Raw genomic sequence first — 16095 nt, forward strand, 5'->3', positions numbered from 1 at the left:
ATATGACAGAACAAAAAAAACCGGATTTCCCCTTTATGATCATTCGCCTATGGCCCCATCATCATAACTGCAAGGCGGACTTGCAGGAACTGGTAGAGGCCTTGAAGCGGAACCGGGCGGCTTGCGATGAGGTGTGGTTCTGCACGGAGTTTGGCTTTCCGCCCCTGGAGGGGCATCGCCAGTCGGCCCGCTTTATGGCTGAGGCCGCTAAGGAAATCCGGGCGTTGGGGATTGAACCGGGACTCCAGGTTGCCAATACGCTGGGGCACAGTATGAATCTCCTTCAGGATAATGACGGTGTGCAGTGGCCGCTGATGATGGGGCCGGATGGCGTCACCTCCCGGACGAGTCCCTGTCCCCGCGCGCCGGAGAGCCTGTCGTATCTAGATGCCATGATGTGCGCCTATGCCGCTTGGCAACCCTCCTCGGTCTGGATTGATGACGACTTGCGTATGACGGGGCATGACAATATCAAGTTCGGATGTTTTTGTGACTGCTGTGTGAAGGAGTTTTCATCTAGCCTTGGGCAATCATTCGACCGCCCCGGACTTGTGGCGGCATTAAATGCGCCTGACGAGGGGCAACTTCGATTAGCCTGGACCCGTTTCAACAGCGAAAGTCTGGCTACGGTTGCCGGAGCGGTGGCCCAGGCGGTACATGCGGTGGCGCCGGAGTGCCGGATGGGCTTGCAGCAGGGCGGGGTTGGCCGTAACCTATACTCGGGAGTTCCGACAACCCCCATCCTTGAACGGATGTCGGCCCTTTCCGGGAACCCTGTCCGAGCACGATTGGGTACGGGCTACTATATGGATCATGTGCCTCGATGGACGATTGAAGCGTCCTTCTATGTGGCGCGTCAAGCGGCCCTGATGCCGGAGTGTGTTGATCAAGTTTGTACAGAGGTGGACAGTTATCCCCACATCGCGACAGGCAAGTCGGTTTCAGCCGTGGTTTTGGATGCAACGCTGGGATTGGCGATGGGATGCAACAGTCTCTCCTTTGCCGTGCTCTGTTCGGGTATGGAACCCATGAGTTATTACGAATCCTATATCGCCAAGATTGCCTCTTGTCGTCCATTCTGGTTGGAGTATGCCCGTGCTAATGCCGGTACTTATCCTGGCGGATTGGAGGTGCGGCTGGGAATGGAGCATGTGGCACGTTCGCTACGCCCGGACGAGCCACCTTTCGCCTGGGGTTCGCAAGAACTTTACCGGGAGTACTTTCTCTCTTGTTTTGGGGTGCCGCTTTGTACATCCAAGAAGGGTGCCTGTGGGATATTGTTGCCCGCAGATGCGGTGGCGGGTCTCTCTGATGAGGAACTCCGTAAGGTGTTAACGGAGGGTGCCATGCTCGATGGGCGGGCCGCCATGCAAGTACAGGAGCGAGGGATGGGGCAGTGGTTGGGCGTTCGAATCACTCCTTTGACTCTGCCTGCTCCCTATCGGGAACGTATGTCCGATCATGAAATGAATGGAAATTATGCCGGTAAGTGGTGGGATTCGGGTACCAATCCTTCCGGGATCTACCAGTTGGAGCCACTCGTTCAAGATGCCATTTTACTGGGGAATTATGAGGACCGGTTAGGCGCAGTGCATGGACCGGCCACCGTGTTGACGAGTAATGCCGCTGGTGGTCGGATTGCTGTCTTTGGATATTTTGGGTGGGAAGATGCGCCTAGTGGTGCCAAGCGTAACCAGTATCTTGTCGCCGCCGACTGGATTGCGCGGGGCCTATTGCCGGTGATCGTTCAAACACCCGCCCGCACGATGGTGGTTCCCCGTGTCGACCGGGAGGGTCGGTTTGTAAGCGCATTACTGGTTAACTCCAGCTTCGATCCGACCCCGCCGCTGGAGTTGCGTCTTCGCGGTGTTTTCGGACGTACTGCCCGCTGGCTTGTGCCCGAAGGACATGAATGCGAATTGAACCTGATGGACGAAGGAATGGACAAGCTGTGTACGACCCCGTCCCTGGCGCCGTGGTCTGTGGCCTGTATAGTTATTGGTTAGCAGAATATCCGTGACGACAAACAAAACTTTCGACGTAAATCTTCTTCAATAAAAATACAAACCGATTTGTGTTGCAATATGGCCGTTATTTTGAAATTATTAACACATGTAAGTAAGCTGTCTCCCTCGGGAGAATTTTGTCATGAAAACGCATTAACAGGATGGGGGGCGATGGTAATGAAAAAGATAGTCTTAATCATGGTGATGGCGGTGATGGCGGTGACCGGGCAGGCCCAGTATGCGGCTAATAATCAGACTAACACCTTTGATGGAGTGGTCAGTAATTATGCTGGAAATTACTACATAGGTAACGGTCACTGGGGGGACGTGCTGGTCGTCACGAACAATGGATCTTTGACCGTTGTGGGTTGTTATTTTGGAAATAATGCCGCTGACAGCAATAATACCGCTGTGGTTACGGGGGGTGGCAGTCTATTGAGTAATAGCTCGGCCGGTGTATATTTTTACGTAGGTTTCGATGGTTCGCGCAATCAACTCACCATCCAGAACGGGGGTACGGTGTACAATGGTTTCCAGTGCGCCATTGGGGGAGGTGCTGGTAGCAATAATGTCGTGCTGGTTACGGGCGCGGGTAGCACATTTACAAATGTGAGTCGTATTGCTGTAGGTTCCGGCACCGGAGGCGGAAACCAACTGACGATCACCAATGGCGGCAGGGCGTATAATGGCGTCGATGGTAAACTTGGCAGTATGAACAATGCGGTCTTGGTCACGGGGAAGGATAGCACCTGGGCAATGAGCGCTCCCCTTACGATTGGCGTTGTGGGTGATCATAATCAACTGACGATTGCCAATAGTGGCTTAGTTGTAAATACAACTGCATTTATTGGAAGTCCGGTTGCCGCCAGCAATAACACGGTGCTGGTTACAGGAGCGGGGAGTGTCTGGAGTAATAGTTCCTACATCTATGTAGGGGTCTCTGGTATGGACAATCAGATGACGATCTCTAATGGCGGCACGGTGTATAACAGCCTCTGTCGCATCGGCCAGTCAACCGACTCCGCAAGCAACAACACCGTGCTGGTGACGGGGGCTGGCAGTGTTTGGGCCAATGGCGGTGATCTTGAAATGTTTAGGACGGGCAGCCGAGTGACGGTTTCTGATGGCGGCAAAGCGTATAATGGGAAAGGCTATGTGGGCAAAAGCCCAGCCATCGGCAATTTGTTGCTGGTCACTGGCCAGAATAGCGTATGGAGCAACAGTTCCACCCTCTATGTGGGTGCAGGGGCCACGAGTAATCAGATGACGATCAGTGGTGGCGGTGCCGTGATCTGTGCAAGTGGCTTTATTGGTAAGGATGGGGGAAATTCCAATACAGGGTTGGTCACGGGCGCGGGGAGCGTATGGGATACTAGGAGTGGTACCCTGTACCTGGGTAGTGGTACTGGGGGATCGAACAATCAACTGATGATCACTAGTGGGGGAGCCGTGTATTGTGGGGATCTTACAATCGGACAAAACGCAGCCTCCGCCAATGGTGTACTGCTCCAGGATAGCGGGATATTGAGGCCCACCGGTATTGTCAGTTTCAACGGAACAGGCCAGTCGCTCACCAACGCCGGTGGCATCCTTGAATTTAGCAGCGTGGCGCCGACGATTACTCTCAATGGTAATGTGATGGTCATGAATGGGGGCACAATGGCCTTCCGCAATGTGACGACGGTGGATGTGAAGGCCAACTGGACCACATCGTCATCGGTAGGTTTGATGTCGTACAGCGGCAATAACACCTTCCAGTTGAATAATGCCACGAATGCGACGACCCTTCAGGGGTACACCTTTGCCACCGGCATGGGCTCCACGAACTACACGCGGCTGGAGTTGATCAACAATTCGCTGTGGCGTGGCGGGAGCCTCACGGTCGGAACCGGCGGATCGGCCTTGTTCTCGAACGGTACGGCAGTGGTGCAGGGCTCGCTGACGAACAATGGCGGAATACTGACCGTTGCGGATTGCTCGCTGACCGTGACGGGAGCCTGTTACCTCGGAAGCGCCACGATCATCAACATGTCCTCGAACAGCGCCGCGCCGTCACTGACGGTGGGCGGGACATTGACCCTGCCGGCAAGCGCCACGTTCAACTATACCGGGACCCTGACGCGTGATTCCCAAGTAACGCTGATGTCTGGTACTCCGATTGTCAACCTGGGCGATTTGTCCGGCTGGACCGGCGCTCCAGCCACCCACCGTTTGCGGGTGGTGGGTAACTCCCTTGTCCTGACTCCCCGGACGATGGGATTCATCATCGAGGTCCAGTAAATAGCCATCATGGCCTGAATGGGGGGTACACATGAACGGCTTAATACAAAAAGAGAGTTTGAACAGAAGATCACGAAGATTACAAAGAGAAGAGACTCGTTATTTCGCCAAAGGGGAAAAAAACAACCCCTTCGTGTGCTTTGTGGCCTGCTGTTCCGTTGTATTTCTTTTTTTTACCGTCACAGTGCAGGCGGCGGTGACCAACTCGGTGCCTTGGTCGGACTCGTTCGAGTCCTATGCCCTGGGCACGGTGTTGCAGGCGACCAACGGGTGGTCATCAACGGCGGCGGTGGCAGGCGTGGTGACGAACCCGGCCGGGCCGCTCGATGCACTTACTAGTGGTTATGCGCCCGGTCTTGCCTATCCGCTTCCCACTGCCAATCACACCAAGTTGGCGGCGATCACTGACCTGGTGGATAACAACATCCATTCCACGACCGGTAGCGTGGTTGTGCTGGACGTCGTGGCCCTGCCGACCTGGAGCGACATGGAACCCTACGGGAAGCCGGAAGTCCAGTATGCACTCTATATCAAGACCAACCAGCATGTTGCGATCTGGCAACATTCGCTCATTCCGGCCACCAACACCTGGCTGGAACTGACGGGCACCATGGTCAATACCGGCGTCTGGACGCGGTTCACCATCCTGCAGAACTACTCCAACAGCCTGTATCAAGTCCGGCTCAACGGCGGCGCGCCCATCTCTGATCCATCGGGTTACAAGGCCGACGGGGTGACTCTCAACGGGCCTTGGTTCCATATGGTTCAGACGAATGGCGTGATGGCCAAAGTGACCCTGGGTGACGGCGGCACGAATTACGTGGATGACTTCGTGGTGACCAACCGGACACTCTCCTGGGCGCCGACCGGCTGGACGGAGGGCGTGACCAACAACGGGACGATCGATAACAGCACACCGGTGACGGTGACGCTGCTCTACGACACCTTCAAAGGGAATGTGGGCGATGATTTCACCAGTTATGTGCAGGTTGATTCCGGCCTGCCGCCCGGTCTATCGCTGGTGGCCCGTCTCGCCAGCGCCACCACGGTGGAACTGACGCTGACCAATGCAGCGTCTAACCATGCCGCCAGCTATTCGGGCCCGCTAACGGTTCACTTCAAGGATAGTGCATTCACGCTCGGTAACGCGGCAGATGTGTCCGGTTACAGTAACGCCGCTCTGGCGGTGACCTTTCACGATGCGGCAATATTGAGCTACAGCGCGACCCAATTCACGGAGGCATCGCCCCCGAACGACGGTTCGATCAACAATACCCCGCCTGTGACGATCACCCTGACGAATGACACCTTCACCGGGTCGGATAATGAGGACTATGCCACCAACACGGCAAAACTGGTGATATCCGGCATGCCGACCGGCCTGACCGGCCAGGTGGTAAAGGTGGATGCCAGGCACCTTCAAATGATGTTGCTCGGCAAGGCGGCGGCCCACTACAACTTCAACAGCACGAACTTCACCCTGACGTTCCAAGGGGCGGCGTTCACGACCAACATCGTGACAGGCTCTGCGTCGAATGGTACCACCGCCATCCAGGTTCTATATGTGACTGCGCCGGCGCTGGCCTACAGCACCACGACTTTCAGCGAACTGACGATGGGGACAATCAACAACGGGACGCCGATGACGATTACCCTGAGCGGAGACACGTTTGTGGCAGTACCGGGCGGGGATTTCAGTTCCCACGTGACGGTGAATAATCTTCCTCCCGGCCTGACGGCGGTGTTCACCCGCGACAGCGCCACGCAGTTAAGTGTGACGTTGACGGGCGCGGCGGTGGCGCACGGATCAATCAATACCACCACCGCCCTAGGCTTTACGTTTAACAACGGTGCGTTCTTGCAGGCGTCGTTGGCCAGTCAGGTCATCGGGTACGCGACAAACAACCTGAATGTGGTGTTCATTAACGACACCTACTACATCAACAACACACCTTATCGTGAGTCGTTCGAGGAGTATGCGAACGGGCTGCTATTGGCCTGGACAAACGGCTGGACGGCGGACTACTATGCCGATGCGGCCCAGGTGACAAACGCGGCGTCAGCGATGTCGCTGCTGCCAGCCTATGCGAGTGGGGGACGGTCTTATCCGATCACCACGAACCATACCCAGGCCTTGCTGCTACGGGACAGCATTCGTGATGAGATTCACAGTCCGGCCGGGGCGGTGGTTTATCTTGATTTCCTGATGCTCCCGGTGGCGGTGATTGATCCCCCCGCTGGCAACACCAATCTCCAGTTTGCCTTCTATGTGAACACCAACCGGCAACTGGTGGTTTGGCACCGGAACTTCACCGCCACACCGACCAACGAATGGCGGGTGTTGACCAACAATGCGCCGATGATCGACACGAATGCGTGGAGCCGGTTTACGGTGTCAGAAAACTATTCCAACATGATGTTCCAACTCCAGGTCAACGAAGGTGTGCCGGTGAGCGACCCGGTTGGGTGGGATGTGTCGGGAACGATTCGCACCGGATCCTGGTTCCACATGGTCAATACGAATGCCAATACGATGAGCCAATTAGGCTTCAACGGTGTGGGGACGGCGTATGTGGATGACTTGACCGTCGTGACCACCCTGCCTTCGGATTTCGGTGGCGCTGTTGGATCGGTGTTCAAGATCCGTTAAAATGTCTAAAACTGAATCAATGAGGTGGCAGGCGCAGTGGATCGGCCGGCCGGGAGTGAGTATGGTGAACTGGAAAGCTCCCGTTCTCCCTGCTCCCCTTTTCCGCACGACATTTGAGATCCAAGGATTGGTTCGCCGTGCCCGGGTCATGATTTGCGGATTGGGATACCACGAACTTTACCTCAATGGGCAGAAGATTGGCGATCATGTGCTCGATCCCGTTGTGACGCAATACGACCGCCGGGCCCGCTATGTGACCTATTCCATCGAGGCGAACCTGCATTCTGATGCCAATGCCATAGGGGTGATGCTGGGGAATGGCTGGTACAATTGCCACACGCCTGATGTCTGGCATTTCGACAAAGCCGCCTGGCGGGACTATCCGAAGCTGCTGTTCCAGTTGGAGATGGTGTTGGAGGACGGGCGTGAAATCTCCCTTTTCTCGGGACCTCAATGGAAAGTCGCCGATGGACCGATTCAGTTCGATGGCCTGAGAAATGGTGAGACCTACGACGCCCGCCTGGAGCGGGAGGGGTGGACTCTGCCGGATTACGATGATTCGAACTGGGCGTACGCAGGAGTGGTGCCCGGGCCGGGGGGGATCCTGCAGGAGCAAATGGCACCGCCTTGCAAAGTGATGGAAACGCTTATGCCCCACTCGGTGACTAACCTCCGGCCCGGTGTGGCAGTATTTGACCTAGGCCGGAACATTGCCGGTTGGGCGCAATTACGGGTCAGTGGCGCCGCTGGCACGGAAGTGGTGATGCGTTACGGGGAACGCCTCGCCGGGGACGGGAGCGTCGATCAGACGCATATCGGTAAGTATATCAAAGGGGGCGAGTGTCAGACGGACCGCTATATCCTCAAGGGCGGAAGTCCGGAACAATGGGAACCGAGGTTCACATATCATGGATTTCAGTATGTTCAGGTAGAAGGCTTGTCGGGCACACCGACGATCGATACCCTGCGGGGGCGGGTGGTGCATACCTCCTTCGAGCCAGTGAGTTCGTTCAACTGTTCCAATGAGGACTTGAACCGGCTTCAGGCCTGTACGCTGGCGGCTTATCGCGGCAATTTTGTGGGGATCCCCGCTGATTGTCCGCATCGCGAAAAAAACGGATGGACGGGAGATGCCCAGTTGGCGGCGGAAACCGGGTTGATGAACTTCACTGTCGCCGATGCTTACCGGGAATGGCTTGAGACCATTGAGGACGCGCAACGGCCAAGCGGTCAACTGCCCGGGATCGTTCCGAGTGCAGGGTGGGGGTACAACTGGGGTAGCGGTCCGGCCTGGGACAGTGCTTTCATCTTGATTCCCTGGTATATTTATCTCTATACGGGCGACCGCAGTTGCATTGAGCAGCACTACGAGGCTATGAAGCGATACGTGGACTATTGCACCAGCCAGGCTACCGGCGGCATCCTGTCATTCGGACTGGGTGACTGGTGTCACGTGGATGGCGCTCGCAGGGTTGCCACTGAACTTCCCGTGACTGCTTATTATTACACTGATGCCTTGTTAATCTCCCGCTTCGCCGGGCTTACCAGCCGGCCTGACGATCAGCAGGCGTATGCCCGCTTGGCGATGAGCATTCGCACCGCCTTTAACCGGAGGTTCTATAAGGGCGACGGGGTTTATGCCGGAGGCGAGCAGACGGCTCTGGGCTGCGCGCTCCATCACGGTTTGGTTGAAGAAGGGGAAAAGACTAAGGTGGTTTCTCGATTGGCAGAAGCGGTCATCGCCAATCAGTATCGGCCGGACGTTGGCATTATAGGGGCCAAGGTTGTGCCGCGGGCGCTGTCCGACAACGGCCATACCGATCTGGCTTACCGTCTCATCACGCAACCCGAGTTCCCCGGTTGGGTCCATTGGTTGCGCCTGGGTGCGACCACGCTGTGGGAGGAGTGGAATGGTGAGTCCTCACGCAACCATATCATGTTCGGCGATATCAGCGCTTGGATGATCCAGTATCTGGCCGGCATCAAACCGGTGCCAGAGTCGCCCGGGTTCAAACACTTCATGGTGAGCCCCCATTTCCCGGAGGGCTTGGACTGGGTGAAGGCCGAATACGCTTCCCCTCATGGCCGGATCAAAGTCTCCTGGAAACGCTGTTCTCTGGGTATATCGCTTGACCTATCCATTCCCGTCAATACAACCGCCACGCTTGAAATCCCCATGAGCATGAAGCCGGAAAATCATCAGGAGTGCTTTACACTTGTCAACGCGCTGCGTGAAACCCGCCTTCTCCCCGGAGTATGGATTTTTAATTTTGGCGAGGGGAAGGCCATTTGAGTAGCATGCGATCAAACGGATACTTCAGTCAAAGAAAGGTGGCGTGATGAAAAGAGTTTTGGCATTTGGTTGTCATCCAGATGATATTGAGTTCATGGCAGCCGGTACGCTGGCGCTTCTGGCGGAGCGGGGGTATGAGATTCACCTGGCCACCATGACCGGTGGTGAGGTGGGATCCCCAACACTTTCACGTGAAGCCATCAAGACCAAGCGGTTGGGCGAGGCCGCGGCTTCAGCGAAGCTGCTGAATGGCGTGTATCATTACGCGGGCGGGTGCGACTTGGAGGTTGAGTACACCTCATTTTATCGCAAGGCGGCCACGAAGATCATTCGTGAGGTCGATCCGGAGATGGTTTTCACGTTGCCGCCCACGGACTACATGGCGGATCATGAGCAGACATCACGGTTGGTTCAAAACGCGGCATATATCGCATCCGTTCCCCTCTATGACTGCGGGACTGCGGCTCCGCCTACGGCACAGGCCCCGTATCTTTACTATTGGAATGCCATTGGACTCAAAGATGCATTCGGGCGTCCGCTACCGATGAGTTTCGGTGTTGATATCACCTCGGTCATGGGCGTAAAGGGGGAAATGCTGGCCTGCCATCAATCCCAGCGTGAATGGCTGGCGGCGATGGGGTGGGACTCGTACTTAAAGGTTATGCAAGACTGGTCGTGTGAGCAAGGTCGCCTGATAGGTTGTGAATACGGCGAATGTTTCATCCAGCATCTTGGCGCAGGTTTCCCCCAGGATAACCGGATGGCGGATATTCTGGGATTTCTATGTAAAAAGGTGTGAGTGATCGTGTGGGGCAGGGTCCATGCATATACGGAATGTAATATTCAAGGGACGGCAGGGCTGGGAACTGGATAACGGCGTCCTGCAATTGGTCATGCTTCGCGGGGGCGGACACTTCGCCTCACTCATGCTTAAAAATGGTCCTAGAATTAATCCCTTATGGAACCCCGTCTGGCAAGGTATTGAACCCTGGCAATATAAGAAGAATGATGACCGGCGTTACAGTTGCAAGATGTTGGCCTCGATTACGGGCCATAATGTTTGTATAGGATGGTTTGGATCCTCATCCCCTTCAGAAGAACGACAAGGGCTGGGCGCTCATGGTGAGGCGACGGTTGCTCGTTGGCGTATGGTCCGGAAATCAGTATCCGGCAGAACGATTACGCTCGTGTGTGAATGTGATCTGCCCGCTTCGATGATGCGCCTCAGGCGGACGGTCAGACTCGCCAAAGGCAGTTCCTGCGTCAAGGTGCGGGAGGTCATTATTAATCTGGCACGTCGGGATCTTCCTTTCACGCTGTGCGAACATGTTACGTTCGGGCCTCCCTTCCTGAAGAAAGGGGTAACGCAGTTTAATATGTCGGCGACGCAGGCCCATACCTATCCCGGTGAGTTCGACAAGCCGCCCCGTTTGAAGTCGGATATGGCTTTTTCCTGGCCGATGGCGCCGGGAGTTGATGGGAAGCCGGTGGATTTACGGACCATGGATCGCGCAAAACGCCGCAGCGCGGATTTTTCCGCCCAGTTGATGGATCCCGCTTGCGACCAGGCCTGGTTCAGTGCGGTCAACCCAGAACTAGGACTCACGGTGATGTATCGATGGAATCGTGCGGATTTCCCCTGGGTGGGAAACTGGGAAGAAAACTATGCGAAGCAATACCGCCCTTGGGAGGGAAAGACCTTGGCACGGGGGATGGAATTTACCAACACACCCTTCCCCGAAGGGTTCCGGAAAGCAGTGGAGCGCGGGACGATGCATGGGATTCCGACATTCCGCTGGCTTCCCGCCCAAGGGCGGTTAACGATGGGTTTTGAGATTACGATGAAACGGGTTACAAGGCCCGAAGACTGGCGCACCTGGCAGGGATCGAACCTGCAACCTTCTGATTCGTAGGCTGAAAAAACATTAAAATTGCTGAGGAATCTTGATGTTTTCATATCCAGATACCACTAGAGACTTTTGGAGTCGTAGCATAACTGGTAGCAAAATAACCCGCCCTGAGGTCTCCCGCTGAAATCACCCTCCCTGCTTTATCTCTCCCGCCTGACTTGATAAACTCCCCGGCAAGAAAGGAGTTAGAGAATGAATCAAGTTCCGGCATATATGATTAAAGGTGTTGAGGCTTTGATTGCCCCTCTTCCAGAACCGCACAGGGCGCGAGTGATCGACGCCTTGAAGCGCGGGCCACGGGTGAAGCTGGTGGAGTTGGCGCGCGAATGTAAGGTTACGCGCCGCACTGTCTGGCAGTGGATCAAGGACGGGAAACTTCCCAAGCCAATGGCACAAGGTAAGCGCTTGAGGTTTTGGGAATATAATCAAGTCTCGCACCTGATGAAGTAAGGATTTTGCAATCCTCACCGCCCCCCGCCTTGCATCCGAAAGCGTACTACAGTACCCTTGCACCATCTAACGGGAGGGCAGACCAATGGACCATAAAGCAGCAAAGAAAATTCAAATGGAAGCGGCGGAAGTCGCGAGACTCCACAAGGAAAACCCTTTAAGGCAGATTGCGGATTGTCTAAGGGAAGCGACTCTGATTGTAATGCGCAAACAATCTGACGAAGAGAAACAGGTGACAATCGCGGCAATGAGGGCGGAAGTCCGGCGCCTGAAGGCAACGGGAATGACGGTGCAGGAAGCACAGAGGGCGGCGGCAAGGATAATCGAGGAGCGGTTCCGGACAAAGCCGCGCCAGTAAACGACTGACAGCAGGTCCGGCTTTTGTCCTGAATCATGTCTATCTGTTTACGGCTTTTTCGTAAGCAGTATTAGCGGCCGCAAGTGCATCAGTAGCTTTTATAAAAGCTGTGTGAGTGCCACACATGGCCCGGGCTGTTTCTGCGGTATTGTTGAGTTCATTGGCAGCAAAGGCCCGGTCGTTTGCCACGCGTGCGGCGTCGACACTAACCAAGGCGGCATCTAGGTCGGCGGCTTTCTCGGCCTCTTCTATTCTCTTTTCTATTTCTTCTCTCTGTTTGGCTTTGGCGGCGGCGTCATTGTTCAGTTTAGCCGTTCCGCCTATCCAGAACACCAGAGAACCGCCAACCAGTAAGACGCCTAGCCAGCCTGTGGCCGCGAAAAATATCATGAAACAGAAAACTACGGCATTAAGACCGTGCCAGCTTATTCTGGCGCTTGCTGCGCTTTCTTCGTCACTCATTGCTTTCTCCTGTTTTGGTTATTCCATAACACCGCCGAAAACATTCCCGCTCTATGCGCTTCCCCCTCTGGTAATCACTGACAGCCGCCCCGGCACCGTCTGCATAAATCTCAATCGCCCGCTCAATGGTGGTGCGCTCCGTATGCCCTAGGGCCAGCATGACCAGAAAGCAGAATGTCCGGTCGGCGGCTTTGCGGGGGTCTGGCGTCATGAATTGAGTTTTACGCCCCATTGGGCCGTGTTGTCAATTTATCCGGTACGGCACTATGGGGCGTGCCAAAAAGACTACATATAGAAAACGAAGTTCAGAGGTTCGGGGCCAACATTCGAAGAGAAAGAACCGGGCAGGGCATGACCCAGCAAGGGCTGGCGGAACTGGCAGACTTGAACGTCCGGACCGTTCAGAAGATTGAAGCGGGCCAGATTACGATTCTAATCACTACCGCGATGAGATTGCAGAAGGCGCTGGGGTGCCCGTGGGGGCGGTTGTTTTAATTTCCCCCCTATGATCCGCTCTGTATAAAGCGGCACCTCAAACCGTTTGAACAGGTGCCCCGGCATCAGGTTAATTAGGCCCGGTGCGTTATCCACCACATCAAAACGACGCGGCGGCGGGTTGCAATGTTGCCTTATAATCTCACATCGGTAGCCGGATTAAAGTCTGCGGGGTTAATTGTTCCCGTCTTACCTCCGCGTGTAATGCGGATTCTTCCGGCGTCGCTTGGTTTCTGAATGCCTGCGGATTCCGCCTGCCCGCTTGATTTAAACTCGCGGACAAGATCCTCCATGTGTTTCTTCACAACCGCTTTTTCTTCCGGCAGGAAAAGCTTGCCCATCTCATCCTCAAGCGCCTTGTGTTGCGCCAAGAATGCCGAAGTTTCCATGCGCTGGCGCAACTGGTTCCGGGCATTCTGCGCCTTTGCGATTCCTATCGTAACCGCCGTTTCGTTCCCGTCCCTTGCAATGCCTTCCCGCGACTTTCTTTCAAGCCCCGCCTCAATTCGTGCGGCTTCATGTTCATAGCGGGAGGCGTCAATATTTTGCCCGGCAATCCGCTCGTCAAACCCGCCCTTGGCGTTGATAGCACCGATTGCGGCCTCGCCTGCGGCGTTGGCCTCCTCAACACCTTTGCGGGGGCGGAGGTTGAAGAAGGGGGCGGATGTTCGGTAATTGGCGCCACGGCTCCCGGGCTTAAATGCCACTTGGCGGGCCAAGTCGGCTTTGGCCGCGGCGATACCGGCCTCGTCGTAGGCGGGCTTGCTGTCGGCGTAGCGCTTGCCTTCAAGCGCTCCGACGACTTCATTGGTCGTCATCATTGGCCGGCCGGTGATTGCGGGCGCACCGGGGACGTTTGAATATGCCTGCCCGACATATCCCGCATTCTGATCCCCGCCAAATGCCTGTTGGTCGGCGGCTCGGTCTTGGGCTTGGCGACGGAATGCGGCACCGGCAACGGGGTCAACAAGGTCGCCATGCGGCTGAATTGCCCCGTTCACCACAACGCCCTTTGTACGGAGTTGCGGACCAACCATAGTATCGGCGGGGTTTATTGATCCCGGCAACTTCGGGGCGTTGGCGGTCTTGGTGACGGCGGTATTCTTGACGGCACCGACGGCAGGGGCGGGATAGGTGGAGGGAGGAATCGCGGCATCAATTCCGCGCAATGGATCTGAAACGGCGGGTTGTGCGAAATCAGAAGACGTTTTATAGGAAGGCTGCACAGTATTGACAACCTTAGTCGGCGCCGCGAGCGGTGTATATGACCCTAATGCCCCGCCTCTCCCTGTATCTGCGCCGGACGCCTGAGCCGTGGATAATAGTTTATTTGCCCTTGCGAGTCTATCGTATGCCATAATTCACCAATCACCTTTCGTTTTTTTGTTTTGTTTTTCTGTTCTGTTCCAACATCGAAATTACTGATTAATCAACCCTTCCGGAATCCAATCATCGAGCGTTCCGGGCGTTACGGGGGCATAGATAGATGCATTGCCATGAACGGTCACCGTCCCGCGGCCGGCGGCCTTGCCGAATGTCTCCGGCAGGAGTCCCGCGAGCGCTTGACCTAACATGGCCGGTTCTGACTTGTGGTGAACGGTGGTCGTAGTCCCCATCGGTCCTGATGCCTCGCTTGTCGCCGCCGGGGTTTCTTGCATGAGGATTTCTTGAGCGCGGTCAATCATCCTTCCGGCCCTTGCCTCTTTCCAAGCCATGACGAAAGCGGGCCAGCGGTGGGGGTCGTCTATCATCCCCCGCTCTTGTATGGCAAGCCACGTTGCCCCGGTCGCCTTCTGAACCGCTTTGCACGTTTCCCCGCTTTCCATGAGGGCGAGGGCTTCAGAGTATTGCTTGATAGTGGCCGGAATGACCAGGCTACGGCGGGCGGGAAACCTTCCGTTACTTAGACGCTCAACGCGCGCGGGTGTCACGCCCGAAGGAACTGGGGAGGGGGGATACCTCCCCGCCGCTACCGTGACAGCCTCCACCGCCACACATTCCCCTGATACAGGGGAGTCTGTGGGCGTGACAGGCCCTCGTGACAGCGTGACAGGTTGTGACTCAATGTCCGTGACCGGCGGGGTTGCGGCCTGGCGTCGCTTCTCTCGTGATCGTCGTTGCCGCTCGTTGGCTGCGGCTCGTTGTTGTTCGGTGGTGCTCATGTTTCTATCGTCCTTTCGTTTCTGGTTTCGTTACGGGTTCAAGTACAAAAGTTTCTGCCATGCGTTCTTCTCCGCCCGGTAGTGGCCGGCAAGCCGTGACAGTCGGGAGGGGTTCCGGCAAGCGCGGTCTGCGCCCATTGCGGTAAAGATTCCGGCCTCGCCGTAAAACTGACCGCCAACAACCTTTTCCCAGGCGTTACGGTCGGGGAGTTCAACCCTCACCCAGGCATGAATAGATTTCCCCCCGCTATCCATCAGCAGGGCCACATTCAGAAGCTTCTTGGATAGGACCGCCCCCCAGAAGGCGAGCTGGTCCGGCTTGGGGAGGTTGTCGAACTCGACAACGGCGTAACGAAAGGCACATACTGCCGCGTCACAACGGCGGGAGGTCTTGCCGTCGCCCAGGTCGTGAGCTATACCGTCGACGGGATTCGGGGCGATATGGGGGTAGGATGCCCTAGAACGGGTTTGAATCTCATCCCGCCACTCTGATGCGGCTTTTACCGTTCGGCCGTAGGTATCCCCAAGGAAAAGCCATTCCTCGCCATCGTAGAGACCCAACACCGCCAGCGAATCGAGGTAGCCGGGTTCCCAGTCGATTGTAACGGGCGAGAGTGCCGTGATATCCTCGGCGGTCGTTCCGGCTCCGGCTTGAACCAATTTACGGAGTGTGGTCGGTCCGTCAATGAGCGGCTTGACGTGGGGGCGATAGGCGGGGGTGTAGGAGGTCAAGGGGGCGTTCGGTTTGAACTCCCGGCGGGCCTTCGTTACGGCGTCGCGGATCTCCTTATCCGACACCCGCCTGTCACCCGCCGGAATTGCCCCCCGTATGTCATCGTGAATCTGACCGTCTGACAACCCGGCGATTGTCCCCAGGTTCGCCACTCCAAGCAAAGCCCCGTGACAACCGGCGCCCGGGGCGGGTATCCGATTGAGCGCGTCTTGATATTTCAGGGTCATCTTCATTGTCTTGTTTCTTTCAGCTGGTTCTATTGCCACCCGCCGCCGTCTAATCACCCCACACCCCTA

The 16095-nt window shown here is 56.1% G+C and carries 14 protein-coding genes; 9 read left to right on the forward strand and 5 right to left on the reverse strand.

Translation table 11 applies throughout. From position 1 onward, the window contains the following. Nucleotides 1-2 precede the first annotated feature (2 nt). The 8 genes from WCS52_00585 to WCS52_00620 all read left to right on the forward strand — a co-directional run bounded on the left by WCS52_00585 (nucleotide 3) and on the right by WCS52_00620 (nucleotide 11947). Nucleotides 3-2006, forward strand: coding sequence for a hypothetical protein (locus WCS52_00585; protein ID MEI6165668.1), 2004 nt, complete (start codon nucleotides 3-5; stop codon nucleotides 2004-2006). 177 nt (nucleotides 2007-2183) lie between these two features. Further along, nucleotides 2184-4286 carry a hypothetical protein gene (locus WCS52_00590; protein ID MEI6165669.1) on the forward strand — a complete coding sequence of 701 codons (2103 nt, stop codon included), beginning with the start codon at nucleotides 2184-2186 and terminating at the stop codon, nucleotides 4284-4286. A gap of 142 nt (nucleotides 4287-4428) precedes the next feature. Then, complete coding sequence (locus tag WCS52_00595; protein ID MEI6165670.1) at nucleotides 4429-6936, forward strand: hypothetical protein; 2508 nt, start codon at nucleotides 4429-4431, stop codon at nucleotides 6934-6936. Between the two features lies 1 nt (nucleotide 6937). Then, a complete protein-coding gene (locus WCS52_00600) occupies nucleotides 6938-9229 on the forward strand; it encodes a family 78 glycoside hydrolase catalytic domain (GenBank protein ID MEI6165671.1) in 2292 nt (763 codons plus the stop codon). A 46-nt stretch (nucleotides 9230-9275) separates the two neighbouring features. Then, nucleotides 9276-10028 carry a PIG-L deacetylase family protein gene (locus tag WCS52_00605; GenBank protein ID MEI6165672.1) on the forward strand — a complete coding sequence of 251 codons (753 nt, stop codon included), beginning with the start codon at nucleotides 9276-9278 and terminating at the stop codon, nucleotides 10026-10028. A 22-nt stretch (nucleotides 10029-10050) separates the two neighbouring features. Further along, nucleotides 10051-11142, forward strand: a complete 1092-nt coding sequence (locus WCS52_00610; protein MEI6165673.1) for a hypothetical protein — start codon at nucleotides 10051-10053, stop codon at nucleotides 11140-11142. Nucleotides 11143-11331: 189 nt separating this feature from the next. Beyond that, entirely contained in the window at nucleotides 11332-11589 is a 258-nt protein-coding gene (locus WCS52_00615; protein MEI6165674.1) for a helix-turn-helix domain-containing protein, read from the forward strand. A gap of 85 nt (nucleotides 11590-11674) precedes the next feature. Then, nucleotides 11675-11947 carry a hypothetical protein gene (locus WCS52_00620; protein MEI6165675.1) on the forward strand — a complete coding sequence of 91 codons (273 nt, stop codon included), beginning with the start codon at nucleotides 11675-11677 and terminating at the stop codon, nucleotides 11945-11947. 39 nt (nucleotides 11948-11986) lie between these two features. On the opposite strand, the gene WCS52_00625 is transcribed toward WCS52_00620, so the two are convergent. Both WCS52_00625 and WCS52_00630 read right to left on the reverse strand, forming a co-directional pair. Further along, nucleotides 11987-12409: a hypothetical protein gene (locus tag WCS52_00625; GenBank protein ID MEI6165676.1), complete on the reverse strand. Its 423-nt coding sequence runs from the start codon at nucleotides 12407-12409 to the stop codon at nucleotides 11987-11989. After that, entirely contained in the window at nucleotides 12402-12641 is a 240-nt protein-coding gene (locus tag WCS52_00630; GenBank protein ID MEI6165677.1) for a hypothetical protein, read from the reverse strand. The genes WCS52_00625 and WCS52_00630 overlap by 8 nt, the downstream gene beginning before the upstream one ends. Nucleotides 12642-12682: 41 nt before the next feature. On the opposite strand from WCS52_00630, the gene WCS52_00635 reads away from it, so the two are divergent. Then, nucleotides 12683-12904: a helix-turn-helix transcriptional regulator gene (locus tag WCS52_00635; protein MEI6165678.1), complete on the forward strand. Its 222-nt coding sequence runs from the start codon at nucleotides 12683-12685 to the stop codon at nucleotides 12902-12904. Nucleotides 12905-13038: 134 nt separating this feature from the next. Here the strand turns inward: WCS52_00635 and WCS52_00640 are convergent, their stop codons facing one another. The 3 genes from WCS52_00640 to WCS52_00650 form a co-directional block, all read right to left on the reverse strand. Beyond that, nucleotides 13039-14130: a hypothetical protein gene (locus tag WCS52_00640; GenBank protein MEI6165679.1), complete on the reverse strand. Its 1092-nt coding sequence runs from the start codon at nucleotides 14128-14130 to the stop codon at nucleotides 13039-13041. Nucleotides 14131-14322: 192 nt separating this feature from the next. Then, a complete protein-coding gene (locus WCS52_00645; GenBank protein ID MEI6165680.1) occupies nucleotides 14323-15066 on the reverse strand; it encodes a hypothetical protein in 744 nt (247 codons plus the stop codon). A 30-nt stretch (nucleotides 15067-15096) separates the two neighbouring features. Further along, nucleotides 15097-16032, reverse strand: coding sequence for a hypothetical protein (locus tag WCS52_00650; protein ID MEI6165681.1), 936 nt, complete (start codon nucleotides 16030-16032; stop codon nucleotides 15097-15099). Nucleotides 16033-16095 lie beyond the last annotated feature (63 nt).

The organism is bacterium, assembly GCA_037128595.1.
Classification (GTDB): Bacteria; Verrucomicrobiota; Kiritimatiellia; order CAIKKV01; family CAITUY01; genus JAABPW01.